Here is an 18,405-nt window from a genome sequence, read left to right on the forward strand (position 1 = left end):
GAGGGAGGGGGCAACGGCCGGTCCGCCCTCGCTGCATTCCTCGACAGCGATGGTGATCAAGACGCGTCGAGGCAGGTGTTCCGGCTCGCACGGGATCGCTCCCGTGCCCACGGTTGCGGGTCAGCGCCGGTTTCGGACCGGCTTTCCCCAGCTCGGGCGTGTGTGGTGCCGACCCGGACGGGACGGCCCGTGCAGCGTATCCCCCGCCGCTGCCCGGACGCACCTCGGCCCGGCGTCGTGGGACGCCGGGCCGAGGTGGTGGTGCCGTGCAGCTGGTGGTGCCTTCAGGAGTGCGTCAGTTGCGCACTCGCAGCGACGTACGCGCCTCGTCGTCCGCGGTCTTCACGAGAGCCACGCGGCGCTGGTTGCCGGTCGGCAGCACGAGCTTGCGCACGATCTTGCCGCCGTTCTTCTTGCCCGTCAGGTGCAGGAAGTCGCCCTTGACCTGCAGGCAGGCGCTCTCGCTGGGAGCGAGGCCGAAGACCCGGAACTGGACGCGGTCACCGGCGCGGGCCTGCTTGCGCACCGAGACGATCCGCAGCTTCTCCGTGCTCGCCGGGGCGAACTGGAGACCGAGGATCGCCTGTGCGGTGGCCCGACGCCACTCGTCGCGGGCCGTGGCGGGGATGCCGGTGGTCTCGGCGGGCGCGATCTCCTGCGGGCGGTAGGCCACCGCCCCCGTGTCCTTGGTCAGCGCGGTGCGGCACTTGAACTTGTCGACCGGCTGGTTCTTGCGCACCCACAGCGCGGCCTTGAGCGCCGCGTCGCGGTTCTTCAGCAGGCCGAGGGCGTAGCCGCCGAGGGCCGTGGTGTTGGTGTTGATCTTGCTGACCGGCGCGGCGGCGCGGAACGCTCCGCTCCCCCTCTGGCGCTTGGCGAGCCACGTGCCGGCCTTGGCCAGCGCGCCCACGACGGCGGGGCTGGTGTCGCCCGACTCGACCAGGTTGATCACCGCGAGGGCGGTGGCGTCCGGGTCGGCCGCGCTGCCGGCCGCGCCCTCGGTGCACGACTGGTTGGGCACGTCGGCGTTGGCGAAGGCGACACGGAAGTAGCCCGACGAGCACTGCTGCTTGAGCAGGAAGTCACGCGCCGCGGCGGCCTCGGTCGACTGGGCCAGCGTGAGGACACGCACGGCGTAGGACTGGCCGATCACGTTGGCGTAGTTGCCGGACGCCGACTTGTCGAAGATCCGGCCGGCGATGGCGGCGGCCTGCGGCTGGGCGGCGGGGTCCGCCGGCACGTCGGCGGTGCGCTCCTGGAGGCGGGCGATCAGGTTGACCCCGCCGTAGCTGGTCGGGTTCTGCTTGGCGGTCCAGGCGAACACGGCGGCCTTGGCGAGCGGACCGGCGTAGGACTCCGTGGTGCCGTCGCCGACGTAGTCGGCGATGCGCGGCTCGAGGGAGTTGTTGATCGCCGTGATGGTGCCGCCCTGGTTGGCGACGGTCGAGAGGCCGAGGCCCGTGTCGACCGTGAGGCCGAGGTCCGGGCCGGACTGGCCGACGATCAGCCCGTTGCTGAGCTCTCCGGCGAGCCATTGGGCGGCGATCGTGGACGGGGTGCTGTCGGTGTTGACTGCGGCCTTGGCGGCGCGCAGGGCAGGCGTGGGCTCCGCCGACGCGGGCGGAGCGGCGAGTACGCCGACCCCCAGGGCTGCGGTCGACAGGGCGACCAGAGCCGTGCGGACGGGTCGAATGCGATGGTGCATGACTTCCTTCCCGCTCGCAGAGGTCGTCACGGCCGCAGGCCGCGGCCGACCACTCCCCCGGTGCTGCGAGCGTTGGTTGGTGATGTGACCAATGTGACTCGCCATCACCCTAACAAGTTGTCTAGACCTGGCGGTCAACACCGAATCCGCCGAAAGTCGCCCTCAGGTGAGCTTCTCCAGGATCAGCTCGCGGACCCGTCCGGCGTCCGCCTGCCCGCGCATCTCCTTCATCACCGCGCCGATGAGGGCACCTGCCGCGGCGACCTTGCCGTCGCGGATCTTGTCGGCCACGTCGGGGTTGGCGGCGATCGCGTTGTCCACCGCCGCGCCGAGCGCGCCGTCGTCGGAGACCACGGCCAGGCCGCGCTTCTCCACGACCTCGTCGGGCGTGCCCTCGCCCGCGAGGACGCCCTCGAAGACCTGGCGCGCGAGCTTGTCGTTGACGACCTTCTCGTCGACGAGCGCCTGGATGCGCGCCACGTCGGCGGGGGTGATGGGCAGGTCGACGAGGTCGACGCCGTCCTCGTTGCTGCGGCGGGCCAGCTCACCGAGCCACCACTTGCGGGCGGCCTGGGGGGCGGCGCCCTCGGCGATGGTCTGCTCCACGAGCCCCAGCGCGCCGGCACCGACGGTGTCGCGCATCTCGAGGTCGCTGAAGCCCCACTCGGCCTGCAGTCGCGCCCGGCGCACCGTGGGGTTCTCCGGCAGCGTCCCGCGCAGCTCGTCGACCCACTCGCGGCTCGGGGCCACGGGCACCAGGTCGGGCTCGGGGAAGTAGCGGTAGTCCTCCGCGTCGGACTTCTCGCGGCCGCTCGTGGTGATGCCGGTGTCCTCGTGCCAGTGGCGGGTCTCCTGCAGGATCGTCCCTCCGCTGCTGAGGATCGCGGCGTGCCGCTGCATCTCGAAGCGCACGGCTCGCTCGACGGAGCGGAACGAGTTGACGTTCTTGGTCTCGGTGCGGGTGCCGAGCGTGCCGGTGCCCTTGGGCGCGAGCGACAGGTTGACGTCGGCGCGCAGGTTGCCCTGGTCCATCCGGGCCTCGGACACGCCGAGCGCGACGATCAGCTCGCGCAGCTGGGCGACGTAGGCCCGGGCGACCTCGGGCGCCCTGGCCCCGGCGCCCATGATCGGGCGGGTGACGATCTCGATGAGCGGGATCCCCGCGCGGTTGTAGTCGACCAGCGAGTAGTCGGCGCCGTGGATGCGCCCGGTCGAGCCGCCGACGTGCAGCGACTTCCCGGTGTCCTCCTCCATGTGGGCGCGCTCGATCTCGACCCGGTAGGTCTCGTCGTCGCCCCCCTCGACCGGCACCGTGACGTCCATCCAGCCGTCGAAGCAGATCGGCTCGTCGTACTGCGAGGTCTGGAAGTTCTTCGGCATGTCCGGGTAGAAGTAGTTCTTCCGGGCGAAGCGACACCACTCGGCGATGTCGCAGTTGAGCGCGAGGCCGATGCGGATCGCGGACTCGACGGCCTTGCGGTTGACCACGGGCATCGCCCCGGGCAGGCCGAGGCAGGTCGGGCAGACACCCGCGTTGGGCTCGCCGCCGAAGACGGCCGGGCAGCCGCAGAACATCTTGGAGGCCGTGTTGAGCTCCACGTGGACCTCGAGGCCGAGGGCGGGGTCGTAGGCCGCCAGCACGTCGTCGAAGGGCATCAGGGTCTCGGTCACGTCAGTTCACCTCGGCGGTCGGGGCGCCGGCCAGCGCCGGAGCCTTGTCGAGCAGCGGGCCGCCCCACTGGTCGGCGTGCAGGGCCTCCAGGGCGGCACCGACGCGGTAGACGCGGTCGTCGGCCAGGGCGGGGGCGAGCACCTGGAACCCGGTCGGCAGGCCGTCCTCGTCGGCGAGGCCGTTGGGCACCGAGATGCCCGGGACGCCGGCGAGGTTGGCGGGGATGGTGGCGAGGTCGTTGAGGTACATCGCCATCGGGTCGTCGAGCTTCTCGCCCAGCCGGAACGCGGTCGTCGGGGCGGTCGGCGACACCAGCACGTCGACCTCGCCGAACGCCGCGTCGAAGTCGCGGCTGATGAGCGTGCGGATCTTCTGCGCCTGCCCGTAGTAGGCGTCGTAGTAGCCGCTGGACAGGGCGTAGGTGCCGAGGATGATGCGGCGCTTGACCTCGTCGCCGAAGCCGGCGTCGCGGGTCGCGCGCATCACCTCCTCGGCGCTCGGCGGTGTTCCGTTGGGGGCAGCCTCGGGGGTCACCCGGAGGCCGTAGCGCATCGCGTCGAACTTCGCGAGGTTGCTCGAGGCCTCGGCGGGGAGGATGAGGTAGTAGGCGGCGAGGGCGTGCACGAAGGACGGGCACAACACCTCCACGACCTCGGCGCCGGCCTCGACCAGCAGGTCGACCGACTCCTGGAAGCGCGCCATCACGCCCGGCTGCCAGCCGTCGCCGGCCAGCTCGGTGATCACGCCGACCTTGACGCCGCTCATGTCGCCAGCGGCACCGGCCCGCGCGGCCTCGGTGAACGAGGGCCAGTCCTGCTGGATCGAGGTGGAGTCGCGCGGGTCGTGACCACCGATCACGTCGTGGAGCATCGCCGCGTCGAGCACCGTGCGGGTGACCGGCCCGGCCTGGTCGAGGCTGTTGGCCAGCGCGACGAGGCCGTAGCGCGACACCCCGCCGTAGGTCGGCTTCACGCCGACGGTGCCGGTGACGGCGCCGGGCTGGCGGATCGAGCCGCCGGTGTCGGTGCCGATGGCGAGGGGCGCCTCGAACGCCGCGACCGCGGCGGCCGAGCCGCCGCCGGACCCGCCCGGGATCCGGTCGAGGTCCCACGGGTTGCGGGTGGGTCCGTAGGCCGAGTGCTCGGTCGAGGAGCCCATCGCGAACTCGTCCATGTTGGTCTTGCCCAGGATCGGCAGGCCGGCCTCGCGCAGGCGGGCCACGACCGTGGCGTCGTAGGGCGGCACCCAGCCCTCGAGGATCTTCGAGCCACAGGTGGTGGGCAGGCCGCGGGTGGTCAGCACGTCCTTGACGGCGATCGGTACGCCGTCGAGCGGGCCACGCGCCTCGCCGCGGGCGCGACGGGCGTCGGACTCGGCGGCCTCGGCGAGGGCCCCGTCGCGGTCCACGTGCAGGAAGGCGTGCACGGCCCCGTCGACGGCCTCGATGCGGTCGAGGTGGGCCTCGGTGAGCTCGACCGAGGTGACCTCGCCGGCGGCGAGGCCCTCGGCGAGGGCGGCAGCGGTGCCGCGGGTGACGTCGTTCATCAGGCCTCCTCGCCCAGGATCCGCGGGACGGAGAAGCGGTGGCCCTCGACCGCGGGGGCGCCGGACAGCGCCTCCTCCGCGGTCAGGCCGGGCACCACCACGTCGTCGCGGAAGACGTTGGTCAGCGGGAGCGGGTGCGAGGTGGGTGGCACGTCGTCACCCGCGACCCCGTTGATGGAGGCGACCGAGTCGAGGATGACGCTCAGCTGGGGGGCCAGGTGGTCGAGCTCGGCGTCGGAGAGGTCGATGCGGGCGAGCATGGCCAGGTGGGCCACCTCGTCCCGGGAAATCTCGGGCATGGGGTGATCCTAGGTCCACCCCCGGTGCGCGCCCGCCCCCGGTCGGGGCCCGTGGGCGGATCGTCGCGACCGTGTCGACGATCGCCTCCGCGAGCCGAGGACGGGCGTGCGAGTCACTCAGCAGCTCGACCGCTTCTCCGCGGCCTTGCAGGTGTCGTTGCCGCCCCGGCCGCGCGCGATGTCGAAGCCCTTGCCGCCGTCGAGCCGGTCGGGCTGCGAGGAGCCGGTCATCACGTCGGCGCCGCCGCGGCCGTAGATCTTCACGCGGTGGTCGGGGTCGGCGGTGATGACCTCGGAGTCGTTGCTGCCCTTGAAGATCGACAGAGTCCGGGCCGGCAGCACGATGTCGCTGAACCCGTTGATCCTGCCCTCGACGGTGGCGGGGATCAGGCCGCGGATGGTGGTCCTCTTCAGCTGGTCGATGCGCACCGTGGGCTTGACGGCCAGGTTGGAGCTGGGCAGCAGTCGCAGCTTGTCCTGCCCGCCGTTGCCCCGCGCGGAGAAGCCCGACTCGGTGGGGAGCGGGAAGGTGACGGTGTCGACGCCGCTGCCGCCACGGAGCTGCTGGGGCAGCTCGGAGGTGGACGTCAGGGTGTCGGACCCGCTGCCGCCGACGAAGGAGTCGGAGCCGGACGTGCCGCTCAGGGTGTCGTCGCCGGCGTCGCCGTAGAGGCGGTCGTTGCCCACGGCGTCGGACGCGTCGGCGAGGATCGTGTCGTCGCCGCCCCGGCCGAAGACCGTGTCGTCGCCCCCGCGGCCGTGGATGGTGTCGGCGGAGTTGGTGCCCTTGACGGTGTCGGCGTGCGGGGAGGCGATGAGCCGGACGCCGCCGTCGAAGCCGGTCACGGTGTCGTTGCCGTCCGCGGTGATGGGGACGGTCGCGGCCGCGCCGAAGTCGACCACCACCGGCGCCGGCGCGTGGACGTAGGTCACCCCGTCGGGCGTGACGGTGGTGCCGTCGCTGGCCGGGCGCGGATCGTGACCGAGGTCGATGGCGTCGTCGCCGGCTCCGCCGGAGAGGGTGTCGCCCGTCTTCACCACCCGCCCGAACTGGTCGGTCCGGACCAGGTCGGCCTCGCCGTAGAGGCGGTCGTTGCCGTCGCCGCCCATGATCGTGTCGGCGCCCTCTCCCCCGCAGATCACGTCGTTGCCGCCGAGCCCGCGGATCGTGTCGTTGCCGCCGCGGCCCACGATGACGTCGCGCTGCGGGGTGCCGGTGAGGGAGTTGGCCTTGTCGTCGCCCACGATGGTGGCCCGCAGGCCGCCACAGCTGGGCGCGGCGTACGCGACGGGGGCCACGGCGAGCGGCGCGGTGAGACCGGCCGCCGCGACGACGGCGGGGACGAGGTGACGGGCGAGGCGCATGCTGACTCCAGGACGTAGGTGGGTGCAGGGTTCCTGACCCTCAGGCGGGCTCGCCAAACCTCGCGGGCGTCACGAAGTGCTCAGGAGAGGCCCTCTGGCCCCTTCTCCAGCAGCACGGTGAACTGGTCCTCGTCGAGCACCGGAACGCCCAGCTGCTCGGCCTTGTCGGCCTTGGAGCCGGCGTTGTCGCCCACCACGACGTAGTCGGTCTTCTTCGACACCGACCCCGACGCCTTGCCGCCGCGGCTGATGATCGCCTCCTTGACCGAGTCGCGGGTGTAGTGCTCCAGCGAGCCGGTCGCCACGATGGTGAGGCCCTCCAGCGTGCGCGGCACCGACTCGTCGCGCTCGTCGGCCAGGGCGAGGTGGCGCGACCACTTCTCGACGATGTCGCGGTGCCACGGGACCTCGCGCCACTCCACGACGGCGGCGGCGATCGTCGGGCCCACCCCCTCGGTGGCCGAGAGCTCCTCCTCGCTGGCGGCGTCGATCGCCTCCCACGAGCCGAACTCCTGGGCCAGCGCGCGGGCGGCGGTCGGCCCGACGTGGCGGATGGAGAGCGCCACCAGCACGCGCCACAACGGCGCGGCGTGGGCCTTGTCGAGGTTGTCGAGGAGGCGCTGGCCGTTGGCGGAGAGCTGCGGGCCCTCCTCGCCCTTCTTGGGCGCCCTGGTGAACAGCGAGGTGGTGCGGAGCTTGTCGGCGTCGAGGTCGAACACGTCGCCCTCGTTGGTGATCGCCCCCGACGAGAGCAGGGCGCTGGCCGCCTCGTAGCCGAGGCCCTCGATGTCGAACGCGCCGCGACCGGCGACATGGAAGACCCGCTCGCGCACCTGGGCCGGGCAGGCCTCGTGGTTGAGGCAGCGCAGGTCGCGGTCGCCCTCCTTCTGCTGCGCGAGGGTCGAGCCGCAGGCCGGGCACTCGGTGGGCATGACCCACTCGGCCAGGCCCTCGGGCCGCAGCGCGAGCACGGGGCCGACGATCTCGGGGATCACGTCGCCGGCCTTGCGCAGCACGACGGTGTCGCCGGGCCGGACGTCCTTGCGCCGCACCTCGTGCGCGTTGTGCAGCGTGGCGCGCTCCACGGTCGACCCGGCGACCCTGGTCGGCTCCATCACCCCGAACGGCGAGACCCGTCCGGTGCGCCCGACCTGCACCTGGATGTCGAGCAGCCGGGCGTTGACCTCCTCGGGCGGGTACTTGAACGCGATCGCCCAGCGCGGGGCTCGGGAGGTGGAGCCCATCCGGCGCTGCTGCGCCACGTCGTCGACCTTGACCACGACCCCGTCGATCTCGTAGGGGACGATCGAGTGACGGTGCTCGCCGGCGTGCTCGATGTAGGCCTGCACGTCGGTCAGCGTCGGCACCACGCGCACCTGGTCGGACGTCGGGAGCCCCCACGCCGCGAGCGCCTCGTAGGCGTGGGACTGGGCCTTCGGCTCGAAGCCACGCCGCTCGCCGACGCCGTGGCAGACCATCCCGAGGGCCCGGCCGGCCGTGACGCGGGGGTCCTTCTGCCGCAGCGACCCCGCGGCGGCGTTGCGCGGGTTGGCGAAGGCGGGGCGGCCGGCCTCGGTCATCGTCAGGTTGAGCCGCTCGAACGCCTCGACGGGCAGGAAGACCTCGCCGCGCACCTCGAGCAGCTCGGGGACGGGGAAGCCGTCGGCGGCGGTGAGCCGGTGGGGCACCGAGTCGATGGTCTTGACGTTGGGCGTGACGTCCTCACCGGTGCGCCCGTCGCCGCGGGTGAGGGCCCGCACCAGCCGCCCGTCCTCGTAGAGCAGGTTGATGGCCAGGCCGTCGACCTTGAGCTCACACAGCAGGTCGGGCTGCGTGAGCCCCTCGCGCCCGAGGCGGGCGTACCACCCCTCGAGCTCCTCGTAGGTGAAGGCGTTGTCGAGGCTCTCCATCCGCTGGAGGTGGTCGACGGCGGTGAACTCGGTCGACACCGCCCCGCCGACCTTCTGGGTGGGCGAGTCGGGGGTGCGCAGCTCGGGGAACCGCTCCTCCAGCTCCTCGAGCTCGCGCAGCCGCACGTCGAAGTCGGCGTCGGAGAGCGTGGGGTCGTCGAGCACGAAGTAGCGCCAGCGGGCGTCCTCGACCTGCTCGCTGAGCTCGCGGTGGCGCTCACGCGCCTCGGGCGGGGCGGACGCGACCGTGACGTCGGAGGAGGTGGCCGGGGCGTCGCCGGCCTCGGGGCCGGTCTGCTGCGACGTGCTCATGGGCACAGTCTGCCGGTCGGGACCGACAGGGCGCGCGGGTGGCGGGCCCGGGTCCGGCGGCGGTGGTGGTCTGGACCAGATGAAACGGACTTGTTCCATCGGTCAGGGCGTGTCTAGGCTCGGTAAAACGAAACCGTACCGTTTCACTTCGACGCAGGGAGGTGTGCAGTGATCCCGACCGCGGCCTGCATCCGCCCGCGCGTGAAGGGCCAGCGCGAGCTCGAGATCCTCGAGGCGACGCTGGAGGTGCTCGACGAGGTCGGCTACGACCTGCTGACCATGGATGCCGTCGCGAGCCGCGCCAAGGCGTCCAAGGCCACGCTCTACCGCCGCTGGAAGGGCAAGCCCGAGCTCGTCGTGGCGGCGATCATGGCGCACAAGGGCCAGAACGTCGTCCCCGACACCGGCACCCTGCGCGGCGACCTGATGGCCGCCTACTGCGGTGCCGGCGGGCTCAACGACCCGCTGGCGCAGACCGTGCTGACGGCGGTGGTCACCGCGATGGGTCGCGACCCCGAGTTCGCCGAGATCTACCGTCGCGACCTCATCGGACCCAAGATCGCCATCTCGCGGGTGATCTACGAGCGGGCGCGCGAGCGCGGCGAGGTCCACCCCGACACCGACCTCACCATCCTCGCGCCCTCGCTCGCCGGCATCGTCCTGCACCGGGCGTTCCTCCTCGGCGAGGCCGTCACTCCCGAGCTCGTCGGGCGGGTGCTCGACGAGGTCATCCTCCCCGCGGCCCTCCGCGGACCCGCGCCCACGGCCTAGCCCGTCCTCGGGCCACGCCCACACCACGTCCGGCGCCGCTGTCGGACCCTCCTGCTCCACTCGACTGCACGACCGTTCGAAGGACGTCCCATGACCGACAGCACCCTGGTCGCCGACGAGGTGACCCCCGAGCAGCAGCACCGACTGCGGTGGGCCCTCGTGCTCATCTCCCTCGCGCAGCTGATGGTGGTGCTCGACAGCACCATCGCCAACATCGCCCTGCCCTACATCGGCACCGACCTGTCGATCGACCAGGCCAACCTCCAGTGGATCGTCACGGGCTACGCCCTGACCTTCGGCGGCTTCCTGCTGCTCGGCGGCCGGCTCGCCGACCTCTACGGCCGACGGCTGGTCTTCATCGCCGGCGTCCTCGTGTTCGCCGTCGCCTCGCTGGTGGGCGGCTTTGCGCAGAACGAGGTCATGCTGCTCAGCGCACGTGGCCTGCAGGGCCTCGGCGCCGCGATGGCCTCCCCCGCCGCGCTGGCGCTGATCACGACGACGTTCCCGGCGGGTCGTGAGCGCAACCGCGCCTTCGCGGTCTACGCCGCCATGGCGGGCATCGGCGCCGCCGTGGGCCTGATCCTCGGCGGCTGGCTGACCGGCCTCGACCCGATCCTGGGCCTCGAGGGGTGGCGCTACACGTTCCTCATCGTCGTGCCCATCGGGCTGACCGCGGCCCTGCTCGCGCCCCGGTTCTTCGACGAGTCCGAGCGCCACACCGGGTGGCTCGACGTGCCCGGCGCGATCACCGGCACCGGAGCGCTCCTCGCCATCGTCTACGGCCTGTCCCGGGCCGGCGACGAGCGCTACGGGTGGAGCGACACGACGACCGTCGCGAGCCTCGCCGTGGGCGTCGCGCTGCTGGGCGCCTTCCTGCTCGTGGAGTCCCGCGTCCAGCACCCGCTGATGCCGTTCCGCATCTTCCGCAGCAAGAACCGCGCCGCCGCGTTCGCCGTGATGATGATCGTGCCGGCCGCGATGTTCGCGATGTTCTTCTTCCTCTCGCTCTTCATCCAGCTCGTGGTGGGCTACTCCCCGCTCCACACCGGCGTGGCGTTCCTGCCGTTCTCGGTCGCGATGATCATCTCGGCCACCGCCGCCTCGAGACTGATCAGCCACGTCGACCCCCGGCTGCTCTCCGGGGTCGGCACCCTGTTGTCGGCCGCGGCGCTCTACGGCTTCAGCCGGATCACGGTCCCCGAGGACCCGGGCTCGATCCTGGCGACCCTGCCGCAGTCCATGGGTGGCCAGGGCGTCGCGCTGGGCGACGGCGTCAACTACTGGACCGAGCTGCTGCCCTTCATCGTCTTGATGGCGTTCGGCATGGGGCTCAACTTCGTGCCGCTCACCCTGGTCGCCGTGCACCACCTGCGCGCGCAGGACACCGGCATCGGCTCCGGGGTGCTCAACACGATGCAGCAGGTGGGCGGCGCGCTCGGCCTGGCGACGCTCAGCACCGTCTCGCTCCACTTCGCCCAGTCGCGCGCCGACGACATCGCGCCGGCCATCGCCGCCGCGTCGCCCCGGCTCGACGAGTCGGCGCTCGGCCAGCTGGCCTCGCTCGGCTCGTTCACCGAGGGCGCCACGATGGCGTTCTTCGTGGGCTCGCTGATGATGCTCGCCGCCTCGGCGATCGTGTGGCTGTTCCTCGACGTCACGCACGAGGAGCTCGCCACCGAGGCGGCTCCCGAGGGCGTCGGCGCGCACTGATCGGCGGCGTCAGAGGTTGCGGGCCACCGCGGCCGAGAGGCGTACGGCCCTGCCGGCCCACCCCGGGGTGGCGCCGGCGAGGCCGCACGCCGGCGTGACCACCAGGTGCTCGCCGACGGCGTCCGGGTCGAGGCCCAGCATCTCGAGCCAGCGCTGCACCCGCTCGGTGGTGCGCACCTCCGAGGCCTCACCCGTGGGGTCGGTGGACGGCACCACGCCCAGCGCGGCGGTGCGGCCCGACTCCAGCGCCTCCGCGAACGTGTCGAGGTCGGCCGGGCCGAGCGTGTCGAGGTCGGCCGACAGCCCCCGCGCCCCGGTGCCCGCCACGAGCGACCACGGCGTCTGCGCGGCGCACGAGTGCACCCACGCCTCTCCCCCGGCCTCCTCCACCGCCGCGACCAGCCACTCGAGGTGGGCCGAGGCCTCAGGCAGGTCGACCGTGCGGTGTCGGCCGAAGCCGCTGGCGGTCGGCACCCGGCCGCCCACGACGGCGGCGAGGGAGGGCTCGTCGACCTGCACGATCCAGCGCTCGACCCCACGGATGCGTCGCTGGAGGTCGGCCAGGTGGGCGCGCACGCCCTCGGCGAGCGCCTGGGCGAGGTCGCGCCGGGCGCCGTGGTCGCTGAGCACCTTGTCGCCGCGGGGCTTCTCGACCGTGGCGGCGAGCGTCCACGGGCCGACGACCTGGGTCTTGAAGGCGCCTGCGTAGTCCTGTGCCTGCTCCTCGACGGTGTCGAGGTCCTGGGCGAGGAGCGACCGCGCCCGCCGGTGGTCGACGCCGTCCGCGTCGGTGAGCCGCCAGCCGGCCGGCTGGAGGTCGGCGCCCAGCCCGTCGACGACCGCGAGCCCGCGCCCGATCATCCCGGCCGTGACGCCCCGACCCGGCACCTCGGGCACGTGCGCGAGGTCGGACAGCTCGCCCAGCACGAGACGGGTCGCCTCGGCGTGGTCGGCGTCGGTGGTGCCCGGCATCGAGCCCACCCCGGTCGCGCGCGTCACGAGTCGCCTGCCTCGGCCAGCAGCCGTGCGGCGGCGCCGTCGACGGAGCGGGTCGAGGCGCTCACCAGGGCCACCCCGGTGCCGCTCTCGCGGTCGACGCCGACGAACGACCGGAAGCCGCCCGTCCCGCCGTTGTGCCACGTCACCGTGCTGCCCAGCAGCGGTCCGGTCAGCCAGCCGGCGCCGATGCGCATCCTGCCGGCGAGGGGGGCGACCGGGTCCATCGCGTCCGCGCCGACCACGGTCCGGTCGAGCATCGCCCGCAGGAGCAGCGCGAGGTCCGTGGCGGACGACCGCACACCCCCGGCGGGCGCGAGGGACTCGTTGGCCCACGGCTCGGTCTCGCGGCCGCTCCGGCCGCGCGGTGCGACGGCCCCGGCTCGCAGGTGCTCGGTCGCGGTGGGCACGTAGGTGTCGGTGAGCCCGAGCGGCCCGGCGAGCCGCTCCGCGACCAGGTCGGCGTAGGGCCGTCCCGCCGCAGCCGCGACCGCGTGGCCGAGCAGCTCGAAGCCGAGGTTGGAGTAGGAGGGCCGCGACGAGCGGCGCACCCGGACGGAGCCGAGCAGGGCCAGCAGGTCGTCGAGGTCCTCGCGGTAGGGGTTGCGACCGTGACGCCAGAGGTCCCACGTGCGGCGCGCCATGTCGGGCCCGACGACCCGCGGCAGCCCCGAGCTGTGCGTGGCGAGGGCCGTGAGCGGGATCCGCGCCAGCCGGGGCGGGACGTCGAGGTGGTCGCCGAGCAGCGCGTCCTGCGCGAGCTCGCCCCGTGCGATCGCGTCGCGCCAGAGGAAGCCGGTGACGCCCTTGCTCACCGAGCCGAGCTCGACGTCGGCGTGGTCGTCGGCGCGGACGGCGCCCACCTCCACGCTGCCCGGGCGCACCAGCGCGACGACGTACGTCGTGTGGCGCGGACCGAGCACCCGCCCGGCGCGCGCGGCGAGGTCGCTCATCGGGCCACTCCCGCGGGCCGCGTCGCGGCGATCGTCGCCGAGCCGACGACGCGGGTGCCGTCGTAGATCACCGCGGCCTGGCCGGGGGCGATGCCCTCGGCCGGGTCGATCAGGTCGATGTCCACCCGGTCGCCCGCCACCGTGACGACCGCACGGTGCTCGGCGCCGTGGGCGCGCAGCTGCACGGTGCCGTCGACGCGCTCGGGCACCGTGCCGCACCAGCGGGGCCGGATGCCGGACACGTGGTCGACGGCGAGCCGCTCGCGCGGCCCGACGGTGACGGTGCCGCTGACCGGCTCGATGTCGAGGACGAACCGCGGCTTGCCGTCGACCGCGGGCACGCCGAGCCGCAGGCCCCGGCGCTGGCCGATCGTGAACCCGTAGGTGCCGGTGTGGGTGCCGACCGTCTCCCCCGTCGTCGCATCGACGATGGCGCCGCCGTGGTTGGGCGCGCGGTCGCCGAGCTTCTCGCGAAGCCAGCCGGCGTTGTCACCGTCGGCGACGAAGCAGATGTCGTGGGAGTCTGGCTTGTCGGCCACCAGCAACCCGCGCGCCTCGGCCTCGCGGCGCACGGCCGGCTTGTCGGTGTCGCCGAGCGGGAAGAGGGAGTGCCGCAGCTGCTGCTGGTCGAGCACGCCGAGGACGTAGGACTGGTCCTTGGCGTGGTCGGCGCCGCGGTGCATCTCGATCAGGCCGTCGGCACCGGTGCGCAGCTGGGCGTAGTGACCGGTGGCGACGGCGTCGAATCCCAGCGCCAGCGCCCGGTCGAGCACGGCGGCGAACTTGATCTTCTCGTTGCAGCGCAGGCAGGGGTTGGGCGTGCGGCCGGCGGCGTACTCGTCCATGAAGTCCTCCACGACGTCCTCGTGGAAGCGGTCGGAGAGGTCCCAGACGTAGAACGGGATGCCGATCACGTCCGCGGCGCGGCGCGCGTCGTTGCTGTCCTCGATGGTGCAGCACCCCCGTGCGCCCGTGCGGTAGGACGCCGGGTTGCGGCTCAGGGCCAGGTGCACGCCGGTCACGTCGTGGCCGGCCTCGACCGCGCGGGCGGCCGCGACGGCGGAGTCGACGCCGCCGGACATCGCGGCGACGACCCGCAGCGGACCGGTCGCCGGTGCTGTCATCGGGCCCGGGCGGCCCGCGCCCGCTCCACGACCGGGCCGATCGCCTCGACGAGGGCGTCGACGTCGGCAGAGGTGGACGTGTGGCCGAGGGTGAAGCGCAGCGAGTGCCGAGCCTGGTCGTCGTCACATCCCATGGCGAGCAGGACGTGCGAGGGCTGCGGGACGCCCGCGGAGCAGGCCGACCCGGTGGAGCACTCGATGCCCCGGGCGTCGAGCAGCATCAGGAGCGAGTCGCCCTCGCAGCCGGGGAAGCCGATGTGGGCGTTGCCGGGCAGCCGGCGCGACCCGGGAGGGGTGCCGTGCAGGTGCGCGTCGGGCACCACCTCGATCACGCGGCGCACCAGGTCGTCGCGCAGGGCGGCGACGCGCAGGGCGTGCTCGGGCTGCTGTTTGACCGACGCCTCGACGGCAGCGGCCAGGCTGGCGATGGCCGGCACGTCGAGGGTGCCGCTGCGGATGTCGCGCTCCTGCCCGCCGCCGTGCACGAGGGGGCTCACGGCCAGGTCACGTCGTACGACGAGGGCGCCCACGCCGATGGGCCCGCCGAGCTTGTGCCCGGTGAAGGTGAGCGCGTCCACCCCGCTCGCGCCGAAGTCGAGGGGCACGTGGCCCACCGCCTGGACGGCGTCCGTGTGCACGGGGATGCCGTGCTCGGCGGCGACGGCGACGACCTCGTCGATCGGCTGCATGGAGCCGACCTCGTTGTTGGCCCACATCACCGAGACCAGGGCCACGGACGCCGGGTCCCGGGCGATGGACTCGCGGAGGGCGTCGACGTCGAGGACACCCTCGGACGTCACCGGCAGCAGCTCGACGTCGGCCCCGTCGGTCTCGGCGAGCCAGTGGAGCGGGTCGAGCACGGCGTGGTGCTCGATGGCGGTGGCCAGGATGCGGGTGCGCCGCGGGTCGTCGGCGCGGCGCGCCCAGAAGACCCCCTTGACGCCGAGGTTGTCGGACTCGGTGCCACCGGAGGTGAAGACGACGTCGCCCGGCCGGGCGCCGATCACGCCCGCGATGGTCTCGCGAGACTCCTCGACCACCCGCCTCGCGCCGCGTCCCGAGGCGTGCAGCGAGCTGGCGTTGCCCACGTCGCCGAGGTGGCGGGTCAGTGCCTCGACCGCGACCGGCAGCATCGGCGTGGTCGCAGCGTGGTCGAGGTAGACGAGCGGCTGGTTCATGTCCAGCCAAGCGTACGCGGCGACCCGCGCCGCCCTGCCACCGTCCCCGTAGCCGCGCGGACGTTGCTCGCGCCCGGACCGCGTGGTCCGCGGTGCCCGATCACGCCCGGCGGACCAATGTCCGCGCGCCTGCGTCGTGGCGGGTCAGAGCAGGACGAGGTCGTCGCGGTGGACGACCTCGCGCTCGTAGGCCGCGCCGAGCGCCGCCTTGAGCTCGCTGGTGGAGCGGCCGAGGAGGGCGGGCAACTCGTCGGCGTCGAAGTTGACCAGGCCGCGGCCCACGAGCGCGCCGGACGGGTCGAGGAGGTCGACGGCGTCGCCGGCGACGAAGCTGCCGTCGACGGCCGTGATGCCGGCGGCCAGCAGGGAGGCGCAACGCTCGACCACCGCGCGCACCGCGCCGGCGTCGAGGCTGAGGGTGCCCTGCCCCGACGTGGCGTGGGCCAGCCAGAGCAGACGGGTGGGCCGGCGCTTGCCGGTGGCCTCGAAGTGCGTGCCCACCTCAGCGCCGGTGAGCGCGGCAGCGGCCTGCTCGGCGGAGGTGAGGAGCACGTCGATGCCGGCGCCCGTCGCGATGCGTGCCGCGTCGACCTTGGTGGTCATGCCGCCCGTGCCGACACCCGCCGCGCCGGTCGACCCGATGGTGACCGTGGCGAGGTCGTCCTCGGAGCGCACGACGGGCACCAGGCGGGACCCGGCGCGCGACGGCGGGCCGTCGTAGAGGCCGTCGACGTCGGAGAGCAGCACGAGCAGGTCGGCGTGCACGAGGTGCGCGACCAGGGCGGCGAGGCGGTCGTTGTCACCGAAGCGGATCTCCGAGGTGGCGACGGTGTCGTTCTCGTTGACGATCGGCACGACACCGAGCTCGAGCAGCTTGGCGAAGGTCTGGTGGGCGTTGCGATAGTGGGCGCGGCGGGTGACGTCGTCGACGGTCAGCAGCACCTGGCCGGTGACGATGCCGTGGCGGGCGAACTCCTCCTGGTAGCGGTGGGCCAGGAGCCCCTGCCCCACCGACGCGGCCGCCTGCTGCGCGGCGAGGCCACGCGGACGCCGCTTCAAGCCGAGCGGCGCCAGGCCCGCGGCGATCGCGCCGGACGACACCAGCACGACCTCGGCGCCGCGGTCACGTACGGCGGCGAGCACCTCGACCAGCTGGCGCACCCGAGCGGGGTCGATGCCACCGGCGGCGGTGGTCAGCGACGACGAGCCGACCTTGACGACGATGCGGCGGGCGCCGTCGACCAGGGTCGAGCGGTCAGTCGTCACTGCCGTCCCAGTCGGGGTCGTCCTTGCTGCCGATCTCGTAGGCCATCGGGCCGACGCCGGAGCTGCCCGTGCTGCGGGAGCGGCCCTTCGCCTTGCGCTCCTCGTCGAGTCGGCGGGCCACGTCGGCGCGGGCCTCCTCCTCGGACTTGGTCTCCATCGCCTCGGCGATGTCGCGGCGCCGCTCGCGGGCCGGGCGGTTCTCGCGGAGCCGCTCGTCCTCGCCACGGCGGCCGAGCATCTCCGCGCCCGCGGCCTCGATGCTGGGCTTGAAGTCGAAGACGACCGAGTTGTCCTCGGGGCCGATGAGGACCGTGTCGCCCTCCTGCGCGCCCATCTTGGCGAGCTTGAGCTCGACCCCGAGCCGGTTGAGGCGGTCGGCGAGGAATCCCACGGCCTCCTCGTTGCTGAAGTCGGTCTGGCGCACCCAGCGCTCGGGCTTGGGACCGCGCACCCGCCAGCCCTCCTCGGTCTGCACGACCGTGAAGTCGCCGCCGCCGTCGACCGCGGGAGGACGCAGCACGATGCGCTGCGGCTCGACGGACGGCTTCTCGGCGCGGGCGGCCTGGACGATCTCGGCCATCGCGAACGTCAGCTCGCGCAGGCCGGCACCGGACGCCGCGCTGACCTGGAAGACCCGGTGCCCACGCTCGCGCAGGTCGTCGGCGACCATGTCGGCGATGTCCTGGCCGTCGGGCACGTCGACCTTGTTGAGGGCGACCAGCCGCGGCCGGTCCTCGAGCCCGCCGTAGCGGGCCAGCTCGTTCTCGATCACCTCGAGGTCGTCGAGCGGGTTGCGCCCCGGCTCGATGGAGGCGGTGTCGACCACGTGCACCAGCGCGGCGCACCGCTCGATGTGGCGCAGGAAGTCGTGGCCGAGGCCGCGGCCCTCCGCGGCGCCCTCGATCAGGCCGGGCACGTCGGCGACGGTGAAGGTGGTCTCCCCCGCCGTCACGACGCCGAGGTTGGGCACGAGGGTGGTGAACGGGTAGTCGGCGATCTTGGGCCGCGCCCGCGAGATCGCGGCGATCAGCGACGACTTGCCGGCGCTCGGGAACCCGACGAGACCGATGTCGGCGACGACCTTCAGCTCGAGGCGTACGTCGAGCTCGTCGCCGGGCTCGCCCAGCAGCGCGAAGCCGGGGGCCTTGCGCTTGGACGAGGCGAGGGCGGCGTTGCCGAGCCCGCCGCGACCGCCTTGGGCCACGACCAGCGTCGTGCCGGCACCGACCAGGTCGGCGAGCACGTTGCCGTCGGCGTCCTTGACCAGGGTGCCGTCGGGGACCGCGAGGACCAGGTCCTTGCCGTGGGCGCCGTTGCGGTGCCCGCCCGCCCCGTGGCCGCCGTGCTCGGCGCGGCGCCGGGGGCTGTGGTGGTAGTCGACGAGCGTGGTGACGCTGGGGTCGACCTCGAGGATCACCGACCCGCCGGGGCCGCCGTTGCCGCCGTCGGGGCCGCCGAGGGGCTTGAACTTCTCGCGGTGGACCGAGGCCACACCGTTGCCACCTCGTCCCGCTGCGACGTGCAGCGTCACGTGGTCGACGAACGTGGGGAGGGCCATGGGTGTCCTAACGGGGGGTGGTGAAGCACGAAGGGCGCCCC

14 protein-coding genes and 1 riboswitch are annotated in these 18,405 nt (G+C 73.4%); of the genes, 2 read left to right on the forward strand and 12 right to left on the reverse strand.

All coding sequences use genetic code 11. The features are described 5' to 3' along the window. Positions 1-52: 52 nt before the first annotated feature. Positions 53-192, reverse strand: a riboswitch (cobalamin riboswitch). A 103-nt stretch (positions 193-295) separates the two neighbouring features. The 6 genes from JX575_RS13205 to ligA all read right to left on the reverse strand — a co-directional run bounded on the left by JX575_RS13205 (position 296) and on the right by ligA (position 8,808). After that, positions 296-1,705 (reverse strand): hypothetical protein, encoded by a 1,410-nt coding sequence (locus JX575_RS13205; protein WP_186340826.1) that lies wholly within the window; start codon positions 1,703-1,705, stop codon positions 296-298. A 162-nt stretch (positions 1,706-1,867) separates the two neighbouring features. Continuing rightward, positions 1,868-3,376, reverse strand: coding sequence for an Asp-tRNA(Asn)/Glu-tRNA(Gln) amidotransferase subunit GatB (gene gatB / locus JX575_RS13210; protein ID WP_206054395.1), 1,509 nt, complete (start codon positions 3,374-3,376; stop codon positions 1,868-1,870). A gap of 1 nt (position 3,377) precedes the next feature. Next, on the reverse strand, positions 3,378-4,922 hold the full coding sequence (gene gatA, locus JX575_RS13215; RefSeq protein WP_186340825.1) for an Asp-tRNA(Asn)/Glu-tRNA(Gln) amidotransferase subunit GatA: 1,545 nt from the start codon (positions 4,920-4,922) through the stop codon (positions 3,378-3,380). Continuing rightward, positions 4,922-5,221: an Asp-tRNA(Asn)/Glu-tRNA(Gln) amidotransferase subunit GatC gene (gene gatC, locus JX575_RS13220; protein ID WP_186340824.1), complete on the reverse strand. Its 300-nt coding sequence runs from the start codon at positions 5,219-5,221 to the stop codon at positions 4,922-4,924. The genes gatA and gatC overlap by 1 nt, the downstream gene beginning before the upstream one ends. A 117-nt stretch (positions 5,222-5,338) precedes the next feature. Then, entirely contained in the window at positions 5,339-6,586 is a 1,248-nt protein-coding gene (locus JX575_RS13225; RefSeq protein WP_186340823.1) for a calcium-binding protein, read from the reverse strand. An 80-nt stretch (positions 6,587-6,666) separates the two neighbouring features. Then, complete coding sequence (ligA, locus tag JX575_RS13230) at positions 6,667-8,808, reverse strand: NAD-dependent DNA ligase LigA (RefSeq protein WP_186340822.1); 2,142 nt, start codon at positions 8,806-8,808, stop codon at positions 6,667-6,669. 168 nt (positions 8,809-8,976) lie between these two features. Between ligA and JX575_RS13235 the strand changes: the two genes are divergently transcribed. Together JX575_RS13235 and JX575_RS13240 are read left to right on the forward strand one after the other, a co-directional pair. Next, positions 8,977-9,579 carry a TetR/AcrR family transcriptional regulator gene (locus tag JX575_RS13235; protein WP_206054396.1) on the forward strand — a complete coding sequence of 201 codons (603 nt, stop codon included), beginning with the start codon at positions 8,977-8,979 and terminating at the stop codon, positions 9,577-9,579. A gap of 90 nt (positions 9,580-9,669) precedes the next feature. Beyond that, positions 9,670-11,289, forward strand: coding sequence for an MFS transporter (locus JX575_RS13240; RefSeq protein ID WP_186340821.1), 1,620 nt, complete (start codon positions 9,670-9,672; stop codon positions 11,287-11,289). A gap of 9 nt (positions 11,290-11,298) precedes the next feature. Here the strand turns inward: JX575_RS13240 and JX575_RS13245 are convergent, their stop codons facing one another. The 6 genes from JX575_RS13245 to obgE form a co-directional block, all read right to left on the reverse strand. Further along, positions 11,299-12,288: a methionine synthase gene (locus JX575_RS13245; protein WP_241005151.1), complete on the reverse strand. Its 990-nt coding sequence runs from the start codon at positions 12,286-12,288 to the stop codon at positions 11,299-11,301. Continuing rightward, positions 12,285-13,238 carry a serine hydrolase domain-containing protein gene (locus JX575_RS13250; RefSeq protein WP_186340820.1) on the reverse strand — a complete coding sequence of 318 codons (954 nt, stop codon included), beginning with the start codon at positions 13,236-13,238 and terminating at the stop codon, positions 12,285-12,287. Before JX575_RS13250 ends, JX575_RS13245 begins: the two co-directional genes overlap by 4 nt. Further along, positions 13,235-14,362 carry a tRNA 2-thiouridine(34) synthase MnmA gene (gene mnmA, locus JX575_RS13255; RefSeq protein WP_186340819.1) on the reverse strand — a complete coding sequence of 376 codons (1,128 nt, stop codon included), beginning with the start codon at positions 14,360-14,362 and terminating at the stop codon, positions 13,235-13,237. Before mnmA ends, JX575_RS13250 begins: the two co-directional genes overlap by 4 nt. Beyond that, positions 14,359-15,540, reverse strand: a complete 1,182-nt coding sequence (locus tag JX575_RS13260; protein ID WP_186340818.1) for a cysteine desulfurase family protein — start codon at positions 15,538-15,540, stop codon at positions 14,359-14,361. Before JX575_RS13260 ends, mnmA begins: the two co-directional genes overlap by 4 nt. Positions 15,541-15,684: 144 nt before the next feature. Further along, on the reverse strand, positions 15,685-16,806 hold the full coding sequence (proB, locus tag JX575_RS13265) for a glutamate 5-kinase (protein ID WP_186340817.1): 1,122 nt from the start codon (positions 16,804-16,806) through the stop codon (positions 15,685-15,687). Continuing rightward, entirely contained in the window at positions 16,796-18,364 is a 1,569-nt protein-coding gene (gene obgE / locus JX575_RS13270; RefSeq protein ID WP_186340816.1) for a GTPase ObgE, read from the reverse strand. Before obgE ends, proB begins: the two co-directional genes overlap by 11 nt. Positions 18,365-18,405 lie beyond the last annotated feature (41 nt).

It is taken from the genome of Nocardioides sp. zg-1228, from assembly GCF_017086465.1.
In the GTDB taxonomy this organism is placed as follows: domain Bacteria; phylum Actinomycetota; class Actinomycetes; order Propionibacteriales; family Nocardioidaceae; genus Nocardioides.

What these genes read in the sequence shown, in the direction of transcription:
- JX575_RS13205 (WP_186340826.1), bottom strand. Translation starts at nt 1,705, where the DNA reads ATGCACCATCGCATTCGACCCGTCCGCACGGCTCTGGTCGCCCTGTCG.
- gatA (WP_186340825.1), bottom strand. Translation starts at nt 4,922, where the DNA reads ATGAACGACGTCACCCGCGGCACCGCTGCCGCCCTCGCCGAGGGCCTC.
- gatC (WP_186340824.1), bottom strand. Translation starts at nt 5,221, where the DNA reads ATGCCCGAGATTTCCCGGGACGAGGTGGCCCACCTGGCCATGCTCGCC.
- JX575_RS13225 (WP_186340823.1), bottom strand. Translation starts at nt 6,586, where the DNA reads ATGCGCCTCGCCCGTCACCTCGTCCCCGCCGTCGTCGCGGCGGCCGGT.
- ligA (WP_186340822.1), bottom strand. Translation starts at nt 8,808, where the DNA reads ATGAGCACGTCGCAGCAGACCGGCCCCGAGGCCGGCGACGCCCCGGCC.
- JX575_RS13240 (WP_186340821.1), top strand. Translation starts at nt 9,670, where the DNA reads ATGACCGACAGCACCCTGGTCGCCGACGAGGTGACCCCCGAGCAGCAG.
- JX575_RS13250 (WP_186340820.1), bottom strand. Translation starts at nt 13,238, where the DNA reads ATGAGCGACCTCGCCGCGCGCGCCGGGCGGGTGCTCGGTCCGCGCCAC.
- mnmA (WP_186340819.1), bottom strand. Translation starts at nt 14,362, where the DNA reads ATGACAGCACCGGCGACCGGTCCGCTGCGGGTCGTCGCCGCGATGTCC.
- JX575_RS13260 (WP_186340818.1), bottom strand. Translation starts at nt 15,540, where the DNA reads ATGAACCAGCCGCTCGTCTACCTCGACCACGCTGCGACCACGCCGATG.
- obgE (WP_186340816.1), bottom strand. Translation starts at nt 18,364, where the DNA reads ATGGCCCTCCCCACGTTCGTCGACCACGTGACGCTGCACGTCGCAGCG.